Annotated in this window: 10 protein-coding genes; 4 read left to right on the top strand and 6 right to left on the bottom strand. The window is 59.5% G+C overall.

The window, feature by feature from the left end; all coding sequences use genetic code 11:
- Positions 1 to 440: 440 nt before the first annotated feature.
- Entirely contained in the window at positions 441 to 2,336 is a 1,896-nt protein-coding gene (locus PMA3_RS14450) for a sigma-54-dependent Fis family transcriptional regulator (protein WP_064677791.1), read from the bottom strand.
- A gap of 244 nt (positions 2,337 to 2,580) precedes the next feature.
- Here PMA3_RS14450 and PMA3_RS14445 point away from each other — a divergent pair, with 244 nt between their 5' ends.
- Positions 2,581 to 4,404 carry an NAD(P)/FAD-dependent oxidoreductase gene (locus PMA3_RS14445; RefSeq protein ID WP_064677790.1) on the top strand — a complete coding sequence of 608 codons (1,824 nt, stop codon included), beginning with the start codon at positions 2,581 to 2,583 and terminating at the stop codon, positions 4,402 to 4,404.
- Between the two features lies 1 nt (position 4,405).
- On the opposite strand, the gene PMA3_RS14440 is transcribed toward PMA3_RS14445, so the two are convergent.
- Positions 4,406 to 5,059, bottom strand: coding sequence for a dTMP kinase (locus PMA3_RS14440; protein ID WP_064677789.1), 654 nt, complete (start codon positions 5,057 to 5,059; stop codon positions 4,406 to 4,408).
- A 277-nt stretch (positions 5,060 to 5,336) separates the two neighbouring features.
- Between PMA3_RS14440 and PMA3_RS14435 the strand changes: the two genes are divergently transcribed.
- A complete protein-coding gene (locus PMA3_RS14435; protein WP_064677788.1) occupies positions 5,337 to 6,302 on the top strand; it encodes an endonuclease in 966 nt (321 codons plus the stop codon).
- 122 nt (positions 6,303 to 6,424) lie between these two features.
- Here the strand turns inward: PMA3_RS14435 and PMA3_RS14430 are convergent, their stop codons facing one another.
- Entirely contained in the window at positions 6,425 to 7,372 is a 948-nt protein-coding gene (locus PMA3_RS14430; RefSeq protein WP_064677787.1) for a DNA replication terminus site-binding protein, read from the bottom strand.
- Positions 7,373 to 7,739: 367 nt separating this feature from the next.
- Here PMA3_RS14430 and PMA3_RS14425 point away from each other — a divergent pair, with 367 nt between their 5' ends.
- Entirely contained in the window at positions 7,740 to 8,897 is a 1,158-nt protein-coding gene (locus PMA3_RS14425; protein ID WP_064677786.1) for a hypothetical protein, read from the top strand.
- 337 nt (positions 8,898 to 9,234) lie between these two features.
- Complete coding sequence (locus PMA3_RS14420; RefSeq protein ID WP_064677785.1) at positions 9,235 to 14,850, top strand: putative Ig domain-containing protein; 5,616 nt, start codon at positions 9,235 to 9,237, stop codon at positions 14,848 to 14,850.
- A gap of 318 nt (positions 14,851 to 15,168) precedes the next feature.
- On the opposite strand, the gene PMA3_RS14415 is transcribed toward PMA3_RS14420, so the two are convergent.
- The 3 genes from PMA3_RS14415 to PMA3_RS14405 are packed head-to-tail and all read right to left on the bottom strand — an operon-like array spanning position 15,169 to position 19,605.
- Positions 15,169 to 16,518, bottom strand: coding sequence for a TolC family outer membrane protein (locus PMA3_RS14415; RefSeq protein WP_064677784.1), 1,350 nt, complete (start codon positions 16,516 to 16,518; stop codon positions 15,169 to 15,171).
- 2 nt (positions 16,519 to 16,520) lie between these two features.
- On the bottom strand, positions 16,521 to 17,891 hold the full coding sequence (locus PMA3_RS14410; protein WP_064677783.1) for an HlyD family type I secretion periplasmic adaptor subunit: 1,371 nt from the start codon (positions 17,889 to 17,891) through the stop codon (positions 16,521 to 16,523).
- Positions 17,884 to 19,605 carry a type I secretion system permease/ATPase gene (locus tag PMA3_RS14405; protein WP_064677782.1) on the bottom strand — a complete coding sequence of 574 codons (1,722 nt, stop codon included), beginning with the start codon at positions 19,603 to 19,605 and terminating at the stop codon, positions 17,884 to 17,886. The genes PMA3_RS14410 and PMA3_RS14405 overlap by 8 nt, the downstream gene beginning before the upstream one ends.
- Positions 19,606 to 19,751 lie beyond the last annotated feature (146 nt).

Here is a 19,751-nt window from a genome sequence, read left to right as displayed (position 1 = left end):
GAAATGGAAACATGCCACTGCTTGTGAAAAATGGCATGGGTTAAATATCCATGGTTCTGGCAAGCGCCGGAACATAGTGTAATAGACCTTACCGTCCTCGGTTCGCCTTGAAAGATGAGCGGAATAAAGTTTAATCTGCAATAGCAGTGCCAACTTTTGCCGTAGTACAGCAATTGCCAAAGCCCCCAGCATTAATCGTCGTTCCCGGCAAAAATCAGGGGTGATGTCGAACTTACTTATGTAAAATAATTTTACTTTGTAAACTTATTTTACGTGAATTTTGTTTACGGAAGAAGAAACGGTGTCCTGTCTTTCATGGGGGCTCGTTCAAAAACCTTTCGAGAAGCCAGCAATCAATCCTCTAGCGCCCTCTCTTTACTCGAGCTCTAACGCCTCAGCCCAAGTCCAAAGCCAGAAAACTCAGCGATGTCCCTCCGCATTCAACCCGGCCGCGAAATTCCATGCTGACGCAATTTGCGATAAAGCGTATTACGACTGATCCCCAGTCGCGCCGCAACACGGGCAATATGCCAATGTTCCGCCTCAATCAACGTCAGCAGCGTCTGCCGTTCGGACACGCCAAGCGGATTTTCGGCCAGCGCAACCGTCGCTGGCGTTGCCGGCAGCAACTCCGCCAAATCATCCAGAGTGACACGCCCCTCCAACGCCAACGCCACCAGCGTGCGCAGACACGTACGCAGTTGCCGGACATTGCCCGGCCAGGGATGGGCCAACAAACTTTCTCTAACGCCAGCCTCCAGCCGAACCCTGGCACCTTTTGTCTCTTCGCGCAGTAGAAGGTCAAGCAAACGGCCCTTGTCAGAACGCTCACGCAGCGGCGGGAGCTGCACGGCGAACCCGGCAATACGGTAAAACAGATCTTCGCGAAAGCGCCCTTCGGCCACACAGGTTTGCAGATTCTGGTGGCTGGCACTGATAAGGCGTATGTCGAGCGGACGTGCCGTCGTGCCACCTAGCGGCACCACCTCACGTTCCTCCAGCACTCGCAGCAGGCGGGTCTGTAACGCCAGCGGCATATCGGCGATCTCATCGAGAAATAGAATGCCGCCATGGGCCTGCTCCAGCTTACCGATCATCCCGTCCTTGCGTGCGCCGGTGAAGCTGCCGCCGCGATAGCCGAACAGCTCGCTTTCGATCAGCGTTTCTGGAATGGCCGCGCAATTGATCGCCACAAACGGCTGGCTCGCTCTGGAGCTGGCACGATGCAGCGCCGCAGAAAAAGCTTCTTTGCCGGTACCGGTTTCGCCTTGTAGAAACACCGGAACGTCACGCTCCAACACACGCAATGCGCGAGCAAAGCCCCGTTGCAGGCGCGGGTCTTCCAGGCACACGTGCACGTCGTTGATGTTGGGGATTGCAGGCGTGACTGAAGGCATCTGGCGCAAGGGTTCGCGCAATTGTCCGTAGAGCAGGCGTCCGTCCACCAGCCGCATTGGCCAACAGACGCTCGGCTGAGCGCTGGCCTGACTCACTACTTGATCGATAGGCGTTTCCAGCAGCATCGTCAGAGATTGCCCAACCACCTGGTCACGGCTGAGGCCCAGCAGATCCAGCGCAGCCTGATTGACTGAACAGATACGGACACTCTCGTCGAAACTCAGCAGGCCTTCACCCAGCAGCCCAACGAAGCCTGCCTCAGGGTGGAAGCGCAGCAAGTATCGCTGCGGATCATGCCCCAGGAAATAACAGCTCTCGATCAAATTGGCGGTCAGGCTGGTCAACGCCATGGCCTTGAAGTGTTGCTGAAGACTCTGTTCCTCCCGCACCGAGGAGAGGTTGAGCACGGCAAGCAACTCACCGTTCGCAGCAAATATCGGGCTGGCCGAACACGTCAAGCCGACGTGCTTGCCGCGGAAATGTTCATCACGACGGATGGTGACGTGCTGTCGCTCGATCAGGCAGGTACCGACGCCGTTGGTACCCTCGCAATCCTCGCTCCATACCGAACCGAGCCACAGTCCGGAACGCTGGAATTCGGCTCGTTCTGATTCGTTGAACACACTGTCAATCGCCACGCCGCGCGCATCGGTGAGTAGCACCACGTGGCCGTCACGCCCGAGTTGCTGGTGCAAACTGCTCATCTGCCAGTGCGCCACGGAGATGATGTGTTCCAGTGGCGCGCGGTGATCCTGTAACCGTGGGTGCTCAACTACATTTGGCTCGCGGCGGCTGGCGGGATCCAGCTGATGCTGATCCAGGCATCGACGCCAGGACCGCGTGATAGCCAGGTCAGTGGTATGGCCGTGACTGGCGGGAGTGCCCTGCACGGCTTGTAGCACTTGTTGTGCATGGGCGTTGATCAAGGCCGGCTTCATTGTTCTTGTTCTCCGTTACGGTCAGGACACGGGGCTGTTTGCAGCTTATATGAAAAGATCGCAACGAGCGCTTTTTGTACCGAGTGACACTCTGTCATCCGCCATTCCCGGAATCGTGACATGGATCCGTGTCGAAACCTGAGCAGTACTGCGGCAGCCGCTCTGCAACAGGGCTTTCATGAAGATGGCCCGGGCTTTGCTCTAGGACAAGTTGTTACAAAAACAACAAGAACGGAGAAACTCAATGAACATCGCTATCGAAACACCTCTGCAAACGCCCACGGCTCAGCTCGCGGCTTGGGTCGAAAACCTCAACGAGTGTCTCGCCCGACGTGATCTGGACGGCGCACTCGAACTATTTGCCGATGAGTGTTACTGGCGCGACCTGCTACTTTTCAGCTGGAACCTGGTGACCTTGGAAGGCAAGCCCGCCATCCGGGACATGCTCGAAACACGCCTGGACCAGACGCGTCCTGAGCAGTGGAAAGTGGAAGGTGAGGCGACGCTGAATAACGGTGTGCTCGAAGGTTGGATCAGCCTGGAAACCGAAGCGGCGCGAGGTAAAGGCTACGTGCGCCTGAAGGAAGGCCTGTGCTGGACGCTGCTGACGACCATGCGCGAGCTCAAAGGCTTTGAAGAACCCAGCGGCCGCCGTCGTCCGATGGGTGCCAATCATGGTCACGCCCATGCCGACAAACGCAACTGGCTGGAACGCCGCCGTGACGAAGAAGCTTCGCTAGGCATCACCACCCAACCTTACTGCCTGATCGTGGGCGGCGGCCAGGGTGGGCTGGGGCTCGCTGCGCGGCTCAAGCGAATGGGCGTGCCAACCCTGATCGTCGACAAGGCCGAGCGTCCTGGCGATCAGTGGCGCGGGCGCTACAAGTCGCTGTGCCTGCACGACCCTGTCTGGTACGACCATATGCCTTACCTGCCCTTCCCCGATCACTGGCCAGTCTTCACCCCTAAAGACCAGATTGGCGACTGGCTGGAAATGTACACCAAAGTCATGGAGCTCAATTATTGGCCGCGTACAGAATGCGTGAGCGCCAGCTTTGACGAGCAAAGTGGCACTTGGCAGGTTGAAGTGCAGCGCGATGGCGAGCGTCTGACTTTAAAGCCTACCCAGTTGATCCTCGCCACCGGCATGTCTGGCGTACCCAATGTTCCTGGTTATCCGGGTGCCGAGATTTTCAACGGCCAGCAGCATCATTCCAGCCGCCATCCCGGCGGAGACGCCTGGAGCGGCAAACGCGCGGTGGTCATCGGAGCGAACAATTCGGCTCACGATATCTGCGCCGACCTGGTGGAGAACGGCGCCGAGGTGACCATGGTGCAACGTTCGAGCACCCACATCGTGCGTTCCGACAGTTTAATGGATCTCGTCTTCGGCGGGCTCTACTCAGAAGACGCCCTGGAGACGGGTTTGACCACGGACAAGGCCGACATGCTGTTCGCCTCGATCCCCTACAAGGTAATGCCGAGCTTTCATCAACCCGTCTTTGACGCGATCAAGGAGCGTGACAAGGACTTCTACGGACGCTTGGCCGAGGCCGGCTTTATGCTCGACTTCGGTGACGACGACTCTGGCCTTTTCATGAAGTACGTGCGCCGTGGCTCTGGTTACTACATCGATGTCGGCGCCTCGGAACTGATCGCTAACGGTACGATCAAGCTCAAGAGCGCGCCTGGCCTCGGTGTCGAACGCATCGAAACAGATGCCGTCATACTCAACGATGGCAGCCGACTACCGGCAGATCTGATCGTCTACGCCACGGGCTATGGTTCAATGAATGGTTGGGCGGCGAAGCTGATTTCCCAGGAAGTCGCTGACAAGGTCGGCCGCTGCTGGGGCTTGGGCTCTGGAACCACGAATGATCCTGGCCCCTACGAGGGCGAACTGCGGAACATGTGGAAGCCGACACAACAGGAAAACCTCTGGTTCCACGGTGGCAACCTGCATCAGTCACGGCATTATTCGCTGTATCTGGCGCTGCAGTTAAAGGCGCGCTTCGAAGGCATCGACACATCCGTCTACGGCCTTGCCGAGAGTCACCACACTGGTTGAGTCAAATGGCGCCCAGCCGTGGTTGGGCGCCTTCGCCTACGGGGCTTCGAAGCACCCTATAGATCTCGGAAACCACCTGCATCGTTGCGTCTTCGATCGTTCCTTCATTACGGCATAAAACCCAGCCGTGATCTGCAATCGCTCGCTCGAACGCCTTGGTACAAGCGACATGCTCTTCCAGGTTATGGATGACTGTACTGCCCAACCCACGAGACCGTGCCGCTGCCCTCGCCCATGAAATATCAGGGGCGGTGACAACCCCGACATGCAGGTCTGGCACTTGCACATTTCGATCAATGTTCAACTGCAGAATCTCTGCAAACGGGACTATCCGGCGAAACGCTGCATCAGACGGGTACCAGCGATCGATCAAGATGATGCTGCCCGGTGGCTGTTTAACCAGCACGTGCTCTGAAATCCAGGTACGGCTATCAGCAAAGCGCTCACAAACCTCCAACTCCAGATCCCGGGTGGGATTTCTGACGAGTGTGTTGACGAGGGCCATTGTTTCACCCCTGTAGGGATCGCTTTTACTCTCGCTAAGCCGGATCACCTTCTTGTTGTCTGCCCTCAGTACTTTCGTGACGGCCTCCAACAGTGTGGTTTTGCCGGCTCCCTTGGGCCCATCCAGAGAAACAAACAGCGGGCGATTCATTCTTCAAATAACGATTGGTACACGGTTTCTCCAAGACTCAAATCGTGCAATAGCATCTTGCTTCCTTATCTATTTAATATCGCTGGAACCGCTTGGCGCGACTACGCGATCCGAGTGGTGGGCTCTTCTGAATAGCCATGGGTGAACATTCTAACCTGAAGGCACGTCCTCCCAGCGATTGGTGGACGAGACACGCCATCCCAGATCCCCCGATCTCCATCGGCAACCATGAAGTCGTGCGTATAATGCGTTTCCTTTCAATTGCTTAAGCTGTCCAATGAAAAAACTGCTTTCCGTAGTCGCACTGGCCCTGTCGGTCATCACCCCCGCCTTCTCAAGCCCTCCATCGACCTTTTCCGAAGCCAAGGTCATCGCAAAGCAAAAGATCTACCTCGACCAGGCGAACAGTGCCTTTGGCGAGTTGTATTGTGGCTGCAAGTGGACATGGGTAGGCAAGTCGGGTGGCCGGATTGACCCTGAATCTTGCGGCTATCAAACCAGGAAACAACAGAACCGTGCTGAACGGACTGAGTGGGAACACATCGTTCCTGCCTGGACATTTGGTAATCAGCGCCAATGCTGGCAGAACGGTGGTCGAGAGCACTGCGTCGACGATGATCCGGTTTTTCGGGCAATGGAGGCAGACCTGTTCAACCTCTATCCATCCGTTGGCGAGGTGAACGGCGATCGTAGCAATTTCAACTACGGTATGGCTTCCGGCGTAGCGCCGCAGTATGGGCAGTGCAAGACTCGAGTCGATTTCGATCAACGCGCTGCGGAACCGCGTGACGAGGTTAAGGGGCTGGTCGCCAGGACAACCTTTTACATGTTCGACCGGTACAACCTGAACATGTCTCGCCAGCAGCAACAGCTCCTGATGGCCTGGGACAAACAGCACCCCGTTTCGGCTTGGGAGAAAGAGCGTGACAGGCGCATTGCGGCAATCATGGGGTATTCCAACCCGTTCGTAACCGGTGACCGTCGATGGACGCAAGGGTACAAGGCGGTTGGCGATGGAGTGGTTAGCGCCATTCCTGTGAATCCCCCGCGAGCAGCAGCCCCGCCGTCCCTGGCGAGCACAAGCAGAGCAGGTGCGATCATTGGCAACCGGAAAAGCCAGATCTATCACCTGTCAATGGGGTGCCCAGGTTATGGTCAGGTGTCGGCGAAAAACCAGATAGCCTTTGATTCTGAATCTGGAGCCCAGGCGGCGGGATATCGAAAAGCGGGCAACTGTAAGTAGCATCTTTCTAGCGCTACTGAGAGAAGTCGGTTTGCATCTTGCGCAGTTTGGCGGGGCCTGCGAGGAAGTCACGGGGCGATTACGGCAGGCAACGTAGTCGCCAATTTCGAATGTTGAAGGCGCTAGCTCTGTCCGTAGGTCGATTCAATACCGGCGAGATGTGCACCTTCCTCCGCTGGTGGTGTTTTAGGCTCATCACTGGGTAGAAAAAATCTTCCTCCTGGTAGGGCTGCTCGACGATTCTTTTGATCTGGCCGCTTGGCTGTGCGCACCTGGCTGTCGAAGTCTTTCAGGCCAACCACTTTGGGTTCTACGTTGCCCTGGAGCACGAAAATTGGAAGGTTTGCGTGAACCATAGCGTCGTATCGGCTGCTTCCGGAGAACCAAAGCATGCTCCGAGGGTGAGGTGCTACCTGCTTGGGATGGTCAAGCACATCGTCATCACTCAGATTGGATAGGGCTCGTAAATCCATCCATTCGGGCGTTTGCTCAATGGCAATACCTTCACGCTGGGCGCGACCTTGGGCCTCGGCAAGCAAGTACTCGCGGATCGCCCCAACCCCAACTTTCTCCTTCCCGGAGGTGTGCCCGGCCCATGTAAACGTAATCTGTCGCGGGGTGGCGTCGAAGACTTGAATGCACCGTTTGAGTTGATTCAGGGAAAAATCTTTACCCAGGGCGCGGCGCATGATGTGCGATCGCCGACTTATCGAGACATTTTGGGCGACTCGCTCGGCTTCGATGGCAGCCTGGAGGGCTGCTTTGCAGCGGTTGACTGCCCTGCCCTGTTCAAGGACAGAACTGCTAAGGATGAAGTATCCCGGCAACCGCATGACCGTTCCTGGTGCTTGGCCAATATCACGCTCGAACTCACTGAACGCTGCCCGACTGGCATTCACTGCCGCAAGGCCAGTCAGGTGTTTGACAGGAATAAACGATGGAGTTTTCTGGGTATTCAAGAGTGGAAGCTGCCAAACATGTCCGGCGCAAACCAGGGGTGGCCACGTAGCGTCAAAGATGGCGAGAGAACTCAATAGTTCCTGATATGCGGCTTTGACAGCATCGGACATTGGGCAACCTTCGAAATAATACCACCCCGTTACTTAGGGTAGCTTATAGCGCCCACCTTACCTCATAACCCTGCCCCGCCGCTCTGGCGCTACGCGCCGTGATCAACAAAACATACGGAGGGTATCTAATCACGGGAGGCAGAGTGCGGGGGTGGTATTATCGAATTCCCAGAGAATATCTTCCTCCCACCAGCCGCAGCTTTGCTTGTGCCAAAGGCCCTCGCCGGAACACCGCGACCCACCCTATAATCTGCCTATAGTAACTCTATAATCCGCCATAAAAAATCACATCCCTGCTGCAAGCCCCGACAATAATTGATCTATAATCGCTCTATAATCCTCTATAGACCTGAATTTGAGACCTGCAATGACCGAAACCCTCTTTCACCGTCCAGCCTTGGCTACGCGGCTTTCAAAGCTGATCATGCAGGTCGCCGTGGGCAGTTCGGCAAGTTCGGGTGTCTTCCTGGCAGCGCCACGACGCACCGGCAAATCCACTTTTGCCCGTGAAGACCTACGGCCCGCCCTGGAAGCAGCCGGGGCGATTGTGCTGTATGCCGACTTGTGGAAGGACCTGACGAATGACCCCGGCCTTGTCATCGTGGAGGCAGTTCGCGAAGCGGTTGGGCGTAACGACGGGTTTATCACACGGTTGGCAAAGTCATCCGGCATGGACAAGGTCACTGTCGGTGGCATGAATTTCAGCCTGGATAAAATCGGCCTCGGCAAAGACATCGATCTCACCACTGCGCTTGTGGCGCTCTCCGATGAATCGCAGAAGATCATCGTCCTGATGATCGATGAAGCGCAGCACGCAATAACAACGAGCGAAGGTGTGGCGGCGCTGTTCGCCCTCAAGGCGGCCAGGGACGAACTCAACAGTTCGAAGCATCATGGCCTTCGCATCGTCTGCACGGGATCGAACAGGGACAAGCTGGCCATGCTGCGCAACAGCAAGGATCAGGCATTCTTTGGCGCTTCCATGGTGCAGTTCCCCACCCTGGATCAAGACTTTATCGATTGGTTATGTGCCAACCTCGATCTGCCCTGCGCGCTCGATCCAACAGAGGTGTTCCAGCTATTCAAGGAAAGTGGCTACCGACCTGAACTCCTCGGCGCGGCGGCTGACGAAATCCGCTTTGACTTCACCATTGACCCTGCAACCATACCGGCACGGTTTACCGAGCTGGTTCGAGCGCAAGCTGATGAGTTGTACGCGAACCTGAAGAAGGTGATCCATAGCCTCACCCCTATCCAGTCTGCCGTTATTCGCGTCATGAGCGTGAAGGGCGATAACTACGCGCCATTCGAGGCGCCGACCATGGCGCTGTACGCCAAAGCGCTGGCACAGGCGGGGATTGCAGCAAGCGAAATAAAGGTTGAAGTACCGGGTGTCCAGCAAGCACTCATTGCCTTACAGGAGAAGAAGTTGGTCTGGAAGGCTTCCCGAGGTGTGTATGCAGTCGATGAACATGTGATTGTCGATCTGCTTCGCGCCGATGGCCTGCTGGGAGGGTTGTCCTGATTGTAGGAGCGAGCTTGCTCCGGGCGGCGTTCCGACGATGGTCGTCAACGATAACGCTATCAACCTGACACCCCGCGGCGCTTTCAGGTTTTTCGAGAGCAAGCTCGCTCCTACAGTTGATCGTCAAGTGTGCCGATGGCAGTGCTCATTGCCCGAACCAATGTCAAAATAACGTTACTTTCTCAAGAGACCTCAGTTCCACTCATCAGATAGATCGGTTTATTGACGATTCTCCGATGTGCGGTCACAACTTTTACGCTCCCTCAGGCCCTAACAGCGTGCTCGTCGATGGAATATTGGCATTTACGCGGTTTTAGCCTGACACGGAGATAAGTTTATGATTTTTAACGTACAAAATTTTGGCGCCAAAGGAGATGGCATCACAGACGACACGGCGGCGATACAAAGTGCGATCGATGCGGCCGCCGCCGCAGGCGGTGGGCAAGTCTACATGCCGACCGGGACTTATATCGTTTCCGGAGGTGAGGAACCCTCCGACGGCTGCCTGATGCTCAAGAGCAATGTCTACCTGTACGGCGATGGCATGGGCGAAACCAACGTCAAGGTGGCTGATGGCTCCGACACCAAGATCACGGGGGTCATCCGCTCCGCCTATGGCGAGGAAACCCACGACTTCGGCGTCAGCAACCTCACCATCGACGGCAACCGCGACAGCACCACGGGCAAGGTCGACGGTTGGTTCAATGGCTACATTCCCGGCCAAGAAGGCTACGATTCCAACGTCACCCTCGACAGCGTCGAGATCAAGGATTGCTCCGGGTACGGTTTCGACCCCCACGAGCAGACCGTCAACATGGTCATCAAGAACAGCGTCTCCCACGGCAACGGCCTGGACGGCTTCGTGGCTGACTTCCTCAGCGACAGCACCTTCGAAAACAACGTCGCCTACGACAATGACCGCCACGGGTTCAACGTCGTTACCAGTACCCACGACTTCACCCTCGCCAACAACGTTGCCTACAACAACGGCGGCAATGGCATCGTGGTACAGCGCGGCAGCGAAGACATACCCTCCCCCAGCAACATCACCATCACCGGTGGCGAGGTGTATGGCAACGGCGCCGAAGGGGTGCTGATCAAGATGTCCAGCGCGGTGACTGTCAGCGACGTCGACATTCATGACAATGCCAGCGCCGGGATCCGCGTCTACGGCAGCAACCACGTCGAGATCATCGACAACACGCTCAACAACAATTCCCTGGGCAACCCCGTACCGGAAATCATCATCCAGTCCTACGACGATACCCTGGGCGTGTCCGGCAAGTACTTCAACGGCAGCGACAACACCATCCAGGGCAACATTATCAGCGGCAGCGACCTGTCGACCTACGGCGTTGCAGAGCGCAATGAAGACGGCACCGATCGCAACGCCATTATTGGCAACACCATCAGTCACACCAGCAAGGGTGCCACGTTGGTCTACGGTGACGGCAGCTACGTCAGCGCCACGGTGCCGATGACCGCCGTGCAAGGTACGGCTGGCAACGACACCCTGTCGGGCAGCGCCGCCAGCGAGATTTTCTACGGCGGTGCCGGCAACGACACTATCAATGGCGGGGCCGGTGACGACATTCTGGTGGGTGGTGCAGGCATCGACAAACTCACCGGCGGTACCGGTGCCGATACGTTCCGTTTCGCCGCGCAGTCCGACAGTTACCGCAACGCAACCGCAAGCTTCGATGACACCATCCTCGACTTCGACGTCACCCAGGACAAGATCGACCTCGCCGGTCTCGGCTTCACCGGCCTGGGCAATGGCCGTGGCGGCACCTTGCAGGTCAGCTACAGCGCCAGCAACGACCGCACCTACATCAAGGACTACGACGCCGATGCCAGTGGCAATCGCTTCGAGTTGATCCTGTCGGGCAACCTGGCCAGCACCCTGACCGCCAACAACTTCATCTTCAACCGTGTGGTCAGCGGCACCAGCGGCAGCGATTCGCTACTGGGTAGTGATTCGGCCGACACCCTGCTAGGCCTGGCGGGCAATGACAGCCTCAGTGGCGGCGCGGGAGACGACAAGCTCGATGGCGGTGCCGGCATGGACACCCTCACCGGTGGCACCGGGGCAGACACCTTCGTGTTCTCCGATCGCCTGGACAGTTACCGCAATTACAACACCGGCGGTGTCAACCTGAGCGACCTGGTCACCGATTTTGATATCAGCGCCGACAAGATCGACCTCTCGGCCATGGGTTTCACCGGCCTGGGCGATGGCAAGAACAACACCGTGTACCTGGTGCTCAACAGTGCCGGCACCAAGACTTATATCAAGTCCCTGAGCGCCGACGCCAATGGCAACCGTTTTGAAATGACACTGAATGGCAACTACCTCGACACGCTGACCAGCACCAATTTCGTATTCGCCACCGCGTCGCCGACCAATCAGGCGCCGGTGCTGGCCACGCCACTGCTGGATCAGAACGCGACCGAAAACACCGCATTCAGCTACGTGGTGCCGGCCACCAGTTTTACCGATCCGGATAACGACAGCCTCAGCTACACCGCCAAACTGGCCAATGGCAACGCCCTGCCCAACTGGCTGACATTCGATGCAGCCACGCGTACGTTCAGCGGCACACCCAGCGACACCGCGTCGGGCACTTATTCCATCCAGGTCACCGCCACCGACGCCAGCAATGCAACCGTCAACGACACCTTTACCTTGGCCGTGCAAGACGTACCCGCTGGCCCCGCCGTGATCAATGGCACGCCGAACAACGACACCCTGACCGGCACCGACGCCAACGAACAAGTGTTCGGGGGTGCCGGTAACGACACGCTGAATGGCGGCGGGGGCAACGACATCCTCGTCGGCGGTACCGGTGCGGACAAACTCACCGGCGGCGCAGGTGCCGATGTGTTCCGCTACACCGCAACACTCGACAGTTACCGCACCAGCGCCACCAGCAGCAGTGACCAGATCCTCGATTTCGACGTGGCCGCCGACAAGATCGATGTCTCGGCGCTTGGATATACCGGCCTGGGCAATGGCCTGAACGGTACGCTGCAAGTGACCTACAGCGCTACCAGCAACCGCACCTACCTCAAGGACCTCACCGTCGATGCCAACGGCAACCGCTTCGAAGTGTCGCTGGCGGGCAACCTGGTAAACAGTCTGACGGCGAGTCATTTTGTCTTCGCCGACCAGAACACCTCCGGCAATGTAGCACCGGTGGTGGCCATCCCCCTCCTCGACCAGAACGCTACCGAAAGTGCACCGTTCAGCTACACCCTGACCAATGACAGCTTCACCGACGCCAACCAGGATGTGCTGACCTACACCGCGACGCTTGCCGACGGCAGCGCCCTGCCCGCCTGGTTGAGTTTCAATGCCACCAACCTGACGTTCACCGGTACGCCGGTCAGCACTGCGTCCGGCAATTACACCGTCCTGGTCAAGGCCAGCGATCCCTCGGGGGCGTCGGTCAGCGACAGCTTCGCCCTGGCGGTGGCCGATGCACCTGCCAGTACCATCGCCGGTACCAACAATGCCGACACCCTCAATGGCACAGTGGAAGCGGACTTGATCCTCGGCCTCGGTGGCAATGACACGATCAAGGCTGGCATCGGCGCGGACATCGTCGACGGCGGCGCCGGACGCGATTCGCTCTATGGCGGCGACGGTGCCGACACCTTCCGCTACACCAACGTGCTCGATAGCTACCGCGACTATGACACCGGCGGTGTCACGGCCACGGACACGATCTATGACTTCACCGCGGGCGTCGACAGGATCGATGTCTCGGGCCTGGGTTTTCTCGGCCTGGGCGATGGCAGCAACGGCACCTTGTACATGACCCTTAACACGGCCGGCGACAAGACCTACATCAAGTCCGCCGAAGCGGATGCCGATGGCAATCGTTTTGAAATCGCCCTCAACGGCAACTACCTCGACACACTGACCGCCAGTGACTTCGTGTTCGCAGAGCGCGCCCAGCAAGACATCCTCTACCTGCCCACCCTCGGCCAATCCAATGCACGCCTGCTGCGCATGACGGAGGACGACGATCAGTCCGGCACCTCGATGCTGGTCAATGACCTGGACCGCTACACCCCCTATGACGTGCGCAGCCAGTTCACCGACGCCGATGGCAACGGCATTGATATCGCCGTGGGTGGCAGCACCGTCAACGGCCTGTCGACCCTGGGCCCAGAGGAACTCAAGTTGTGCTGGTGGCTGACCGACACCAACCAACCCGGGCCTGCACTGCTGCGCGCCGAGGCGCTGCTGCGGGACCAGCTCACCGAACTGCAATCCATCGACAACGTCACCATGGGCATTATTTGGGGCCAGGGCGAGGAAGCCGCCCAGGAAATCGGCCGCGCCACGGACAAACCAGCGGCAGCTGCGGCCTACAAGGCCGCAACCCTGAAGGTCTTTGATTACCTGCATGCCCAATTCGGCAGCTTTAGCGTTTACATGATGGAAACCGGTCACTACGAGCAGGACGCAGCGCGTGCCCGTGGTTACTCGGAAGAGAAGATAGCCTCCATAGTCGAAGGGGTCGGATATGTTCGCGCCACCCAGGAAGCCATCGCCGCCGAGCGCGCCGATGTCAAGCTGGCGGTGGACTACACCGACCTGCCTTTGCGCTACGAGGTCGATCCACTGGTGTATCCCGATGACGTCTGGCACCTGCACGAGGAATCGGCGGAGATCGTCGGCCAGCGCCTGGCCGACTTCATTGCCGATGACCTTGGCTTCCAGGGCAACCCCGGCGACAACAACAGCGTACAGGACATTTTCGACAACGCTCAGAACCAGGGCGGGATGATTTCCGGTACTGACCAGGCGGATACCCTGGTGGGCAGTTCGGGCAACGACACGCTGGATGGCGACCTGGGCGCCGACACCATGACCGGTGGCGATGGCAACGACATCTATGTGGTCGATAACGCTTTCGACACCGTGGAGGAAACCAACACCTCGACCGCGCAGATCGATACCGTACAGGCCTCGGTCAGCTGGACCCTGGGCGCCAATCTCGAGAACCTGGTGCTCACCGGCGTATCGGACATCGACGGCACCGGCAATGAACGACGCAACTTCATCACCGGCAATGCCGCCAATAACGTGATCGATGGTGCCGCAGGGTCCGACAGCATGAGCGGCGGCGACGGCAACGACACCTACTATGTCGACAACGCCGACGACACTGTGATCGAGACCAGCAACAGTGCCGGGCCGGGAGGGATCGACAGCGTGCACAGCAGCCTGGCCGCCTATACCCTCGCCAACAACGTCGAGCATCTGTATATCGATAGCGCTGGCGCCGCCAACGGCACGGGCAACGGGCTGGACAACACGCTGTTCGCCGGCGCCGGCAACAATGTGCTGGACGGGCGCGAGGGTAATGACACCGTGTCTTTTGAGCGCGCCGTGTCCGGCGTTACCGCAAACCTTTCGACCTCGGCGCAGCAAAACACCTTGGGTTCCGGGCTCGATACCTTGAAGTTCTTCGAAAACCTGACGGGCAGCGCCTACGCCGACAGTCTGTCGGGCAACAGCGCCGCGAACGTGCTGAACGGTGGTGCGGGCAACGATACCCTGGTGGGCGGCTCGGGCGATGACCGGCTGATCGGCGGAGCAGGCACCGACAACCTCAGCGGCGGCACGGGCGCGGATACCTACGCGTTCGGTGCGCTGTCGGACATGGGCGTCGGGGCTTTGCGCGATGTGATCAACGGCTTCAAGACCGCCGACGGCGATCATCTGGATTTCACTGGCCTGGACGCCAACCCGCTGACCGCCGCTGTCGACGCCTTCACCTTCATCGGCAGCAATGCCTTTGACCCTGCCAATGCCACCGGCCAACTGCGCTTTGCCGATGGCATTGTCTACGGCAGTGTCAATGCCGACGCCACCCCCGAGTTCGAAATCCAACTGGTAGGCGTCAAGGAGCTGCACGCCAGCGATTTCACAGCCTGAGTCAACCCGCTCCCCATGGGAGCGGGCTTGCCCGCAAAGGCGGCGGCACATCCAGCACTGATGCAAGCTGACCCACCGCTATCGCGAGCAAGCTCGCTCCCACAAGGGTTTGCAGTGCCCGAAAAATCGAGGACAACCACAGATCAAATGTGGGAGCGGGCTTGCCCGCAAAGGCGGCGGCACATCCAGCACTGATGCAAGCTGACCCACCGATTTCGCGAGCAAGCCCGCTCCCACAGGATATGCATTCGACCTGGCTGAGCATGCTTGATTCGTGGCAATGGGCGTCAACCCTGATCCCGGTTGCCACCCTACGGCTCAAAACAGACGTTGTACCTGTTCCAGGACCGCGCGGTTCATCTGGCCGGTGTGGGTGTGCAGGCTCACGTAGCTTTGCAGCATATCGAGCTTGGTGTTGAGCAGGTCTCGACGGGCCTGGAACACCCGCTGCTGGGCATCAAGAATGTCCACCGTGGAACGCACTCCACCCTGGAAGCCTTTCTCCGTCGAGGTCAGCGCCCGCTGATTGGAGTCCACCGCACGCTGCATTGCCTTGCTCTTGGTAAACCCGGCCACGACCCCCAGGTAATCGGCCTCGATGTCCTCGGCCAACTGTTGACGCTGCACATCGTAGTCGGACTGGGCACCGGCCAATTGCGCTTCGGCCTTCGCCACCGAGGCACGTACCGCCCCGCCGCGATACAACGGAATATCCAGCTGAACCCCCACGTAATAAGAGTCCTGGCGCGGGTCGAGGTCCTCGTACTGAGGGCTTTCCCGGCGCGTTAGCTGGGTAGTCAGCGACAAGGTCGGATAATGCCCGGCGCGCTGACTGTCAGCCTGCGCCTCGGCGACTTTCACTGCCGCCAGCCGGGACGCCAGATCGGGACTGGCTTCGCGGGCAATCGCCGTCCAGTACGGCAAATCCCGCTCCGGCGGTATCGGGCTACCGGCGGGCAGTTCTTCGCGCATCGGCTGAATGTCATCGATCGGCACGCTGGAGCGCCCGGACAACGCCCGCAACGCAGCCATGCGGCGAGCCTGGGCTTCAGCCTCCTGGGCATCGACGAGATCAAGCCGGGCCTGGGCCTCATCAATATCGGTGATCGTGCCCTGGCCGCCCTGATACAGCTTTTTGCTCTGCATCACCAACCCATTGATAGCCACCTTTTGCTGGGCGATCAACTTGATCTCGTTCTCTGCACGGGCGACGTCGAAATAGCCTTTGGCCACCCGGTCGAACAAGGTCTGGCCGGCAACATCGAATAGTTGGGTACCCAACTCCCCCCGCGCCTTGCCCTCCTCATACGCCGCCCAGCGCCCCTTGTCATAGAGCGGTTGTTGCGCCGCCAGGGTGACGCTGTTCGCCTGGTAGTCGTTACTGTTGACGTAGGTGTTGTCATCGCCGCCGTCGATACGTCCGCCGTAACCGTAGCGTGACGAAAGCGACACTTGCGGGTAGAGGCCGCCGCGGCCAATCGCCTCTTCATGGCTGGAAGCATCAAAGGCATGGGCTGCCGATTGCACGGTCGGGTCATTGAGCCGCGAGGCGTCATAGGCAGCGGTCAGGTTCAGGCCTTCTTCGGCGGCCCCTGCGGGATTGATCGCGGCCCAGTTGGCACACAAACCCAGTAGTACAGCGTAGCGATAGCGGCAACGGTCGGTCATGCTCATTCCTCTTTGAAGGCTGCGAGCAAGCGTTCGCGCAGTGGTTTCATCAGATAATTCATCAAGGTGCGTTCCCCCGTTACCACCGTGACATCGGCGAGCATGCCGGGGCGCACCTGCAGGCCGGCGACCTGCAGCGAGGCGACGGTGTCGGCGGCAATCTCGACCTTGGCGGAGAAGTACGGCTGGTGCGTCTGTTCATCGATCAACTGGTCCGCCGACACGGTCGCCACCGTGCCGGTGACGGTCGGCGTATCCACCCGTTGCAGCGCGGTGAAATGCACATGCACCGGCAGGCCCGGGCGTAACTTGTTGGCCATCAGCGGTTCGAAGCGCGCGGTGATCGCCATCGGCGCATCCAGCGGCACCACCTGCATCAGGGTCTGGCCGGCCTGGGCGACACCGCCGACCGTATGGATGCTCACGTCCATGACCTGCCCGGACACCGGCGCCCGGATCGCACCGTTGTCGACTTCAAACTGCAAGGCACGAATCTGATCGGCATAACCTGCCGCCTCGGCAGAGACCTCGCTGAGCTGGGTTTCGGCATCGCGGCGAAATTCCTGCTGCGCCTGCAAGGCCTTGAGCCGGCTTTCGTTGATCGCCTGGCGGGTCCTGCCGACATCGCCCACCCCGGAGGCAATCTGCCCGGCCAGTTGGGCTGCGTTGCGCTCGGACTCGAAGAGCTTGCTGCGCGGAACGTAGCCTTCACGGGCCAAATCACGCAGGCCTTCGAGTTCCTGCTGCTGGAAGCGCATCTGCGCGTCGTAGTTGCGCTTGACGCCTTCGTAGCCGAGCAATTGCTGCTGCAATGCCGCGGCTTCGTGTTCGATGATCTGCAAGCGGCTGCCCAACTCTGCTCGGCGCGTCAGGAACAACTGGCTCTGCAAGGCCATGGCCGCCTTGACCCGCGGCTCGTCGGCATGTGCCAGCAGTTCAGCGGGCCATTGGATCTGGGCCGAGCCCAGGCGCTCGGCAATCAACCGCGCCTCGACGCTGCGATCGTTGAACAACTTGCCCAGGGTCACGTCCAGTTGCGACTGCGCCTGCACCGTGTTGAACTGCACCAGCAACTGCCCCTGGGTGACGCGGTCGCCATCGCTGACCAGCAGCTTTTCCACCACCCCACCGACCAACGACTGCACAGCCTTGCGTTCGCCCGCTACCACCACCGTGCCGCTGCCCAAGACACCCTGGTCGAGCGGCGCCAGGCAGGCCCAGAGCAAGAAGCCGCCCAGGGTCAGGACCAGGAAACCTACACCATAACGTGCCGCCCCCCGGGCGTCGGTACTGGCGCCGGGCAGCGTGGAGTCGCCACGTACGCTCAGCCCCTGCTCGCTGTATGTTTTAGCCTTTGGGGTCAGATCACGCATCTTTGCCAGCCTCCTTGACCACGGCCGCTCTTGGCCCCGGCATCAATGCCTTGAGCACCCGATCCCGTGGACCGAACGCTTGTTGAGTGCCGTCCTTGAGCACCAGGATGTGATCGACCACCGCCAGCACGTTAGGTCGGTGGGTAATCAGCACCACGGTGCTGCCAGCAGCCTTGAGCGCACTGATGGCCTGCACCAGCGCCAGCTCTCCGGCTTCATCGAGGTTGGAGTTGGGCTCATCGAGCACGATCAGCGACGGGCGCCCGTAAAGCGCGCGGGCCAGGCCGAGGCGTTGCTTTTGTCCACCGGACAAGCCAAGCCCGCCGGGGCCCAGCGGCGTGTCGTAACCCTTGGGGAACCGCAGGATCATCTCGTGGATACCGGCGTGACGCCCGGCGGTGATGATCTTGTCGGCGTCCTGCTCGCCGAAGCGGGCAATGTTGTCCGCCACACTGCCGTCGAACAGTTCGATGTCCTGCGGCAGGTACCCGAGGTGCGGGCCCAGGGCGTCGTGGGACCATTGGCTGATCTCGGCGTCGTCCAGACGCACCGACCCGCCCATGGCCGGCCATACCCCGACCAGCGCCCTGGCCAATGTCGATTTACCACTGGCGCTGGGGCCGACGACGGCAAGCACCTCTCCTTTGGACAGGCTGAAATTGATGCCCCGCACAATCGGTTGCGCAGCACCGGGCGGGCCGACATACAACTGCTCCAGGCGCACCGCGCCGGTGGGCGGTGGCAAAGGCATGCGCAGGCGCTCGCGCGGATGCTCGGCCAGCAGTTGGCTCAGGCGCTGGTAGCTCTGGCGGCCGGCGTTGAATTGCTTCCATGAGCCAATGGCGATTTCCACGGGCGCCAGGGCACGCCCCAGCAGCAGCGACATCGCAATCATCATGCCCGCCGACAATTGGCCTTCCAGCACCAGCAGCGCCCCCAGGCCCAAGGCCAGCGACTGGCCGGAGATGCGCACGAAACGGGTCATCGAAGTGATGCGGGCGCTGCGATCGCTGGCATGGGCCTGGGCGGCAATGATGCGTTGCTGCAGCAGGCTCCAGCGTTGGCGCAACGGCCCAAGCATGCCCAAGGCCTGGATAACCTCGGCATTGTGCAACGTGCTGTTGACATAGCTCGAAGACTGCACGCCCAACCGATTGGCTTCGCCCAAGCGCGTACGGGTCGCCAGCTCGCCCCACAGCGCCAGGCCGATCAGCACCAGGGCCAGAACCAGCGTCAGCACACCGAACCATGGATGGAAGATGAACGCCACCAGCAGGAAGATGGGTAACCACGGCGCGTCGAGCAAGGCAATCAGGCCTTGGCCGGTAAGCAATTGTCGCAGCGTCGCCAGGTCAGTGAGCACCTGCGCCGGGTTGGCGTTGTGCTCGCGCAGGCTGCGGGCAAAGGCCGCGTCGAAAATCCGCTCGCCCAAGGCATCGTCCAGCCCCGCGCTCATGCGAATCATCACCTCGCCGCGCACCCACTCGATCAGGGCGCTGAACATGAACAGTCCCAAGGCGATCAAGGTGAGCATGAACAAGGTGGTTTCGTTGCGACTGGTGAGTACCCGGTCGTACACCTGCATCATGTAGAGCGACGGCACCAGCACCAGCAGGTTGATCACGCCACTGAATAGCGCCAGGGACCAGAACACCCGGCGATAGCTTAATAACGCGGCATCAATGTCATGACGCGGATCGAGAAGCAAACCCATTAATATGTCGCTCACAAAAGGAAAAGTCGGTCCAGGACGCAATCCATCGCGAGCGTTTTGCCCAAGGAATTGGAGAAAACACTGAATGTAGGCTGACGAGCTGTTATCAGAGACGGTCCTCGTCGCTACAGGCGCCCATTACTGAC

The sequence above is a fragment of the Pseudomonas silesiensis genome (assembly GCF_001661075.1).
Taxonomy (GTDB): Bacteria; Pseudomonadota; Gammaproteobacteria; order Pseudomonadales; family Pseudomonadaceae; genus Aquipseudomonas; species Aquipseudomonas silesiensis.
Note: the sequence above shows the minus strand (reverse complement) of the source record. Positions and strands in the feature narration are given on the sequence as shown.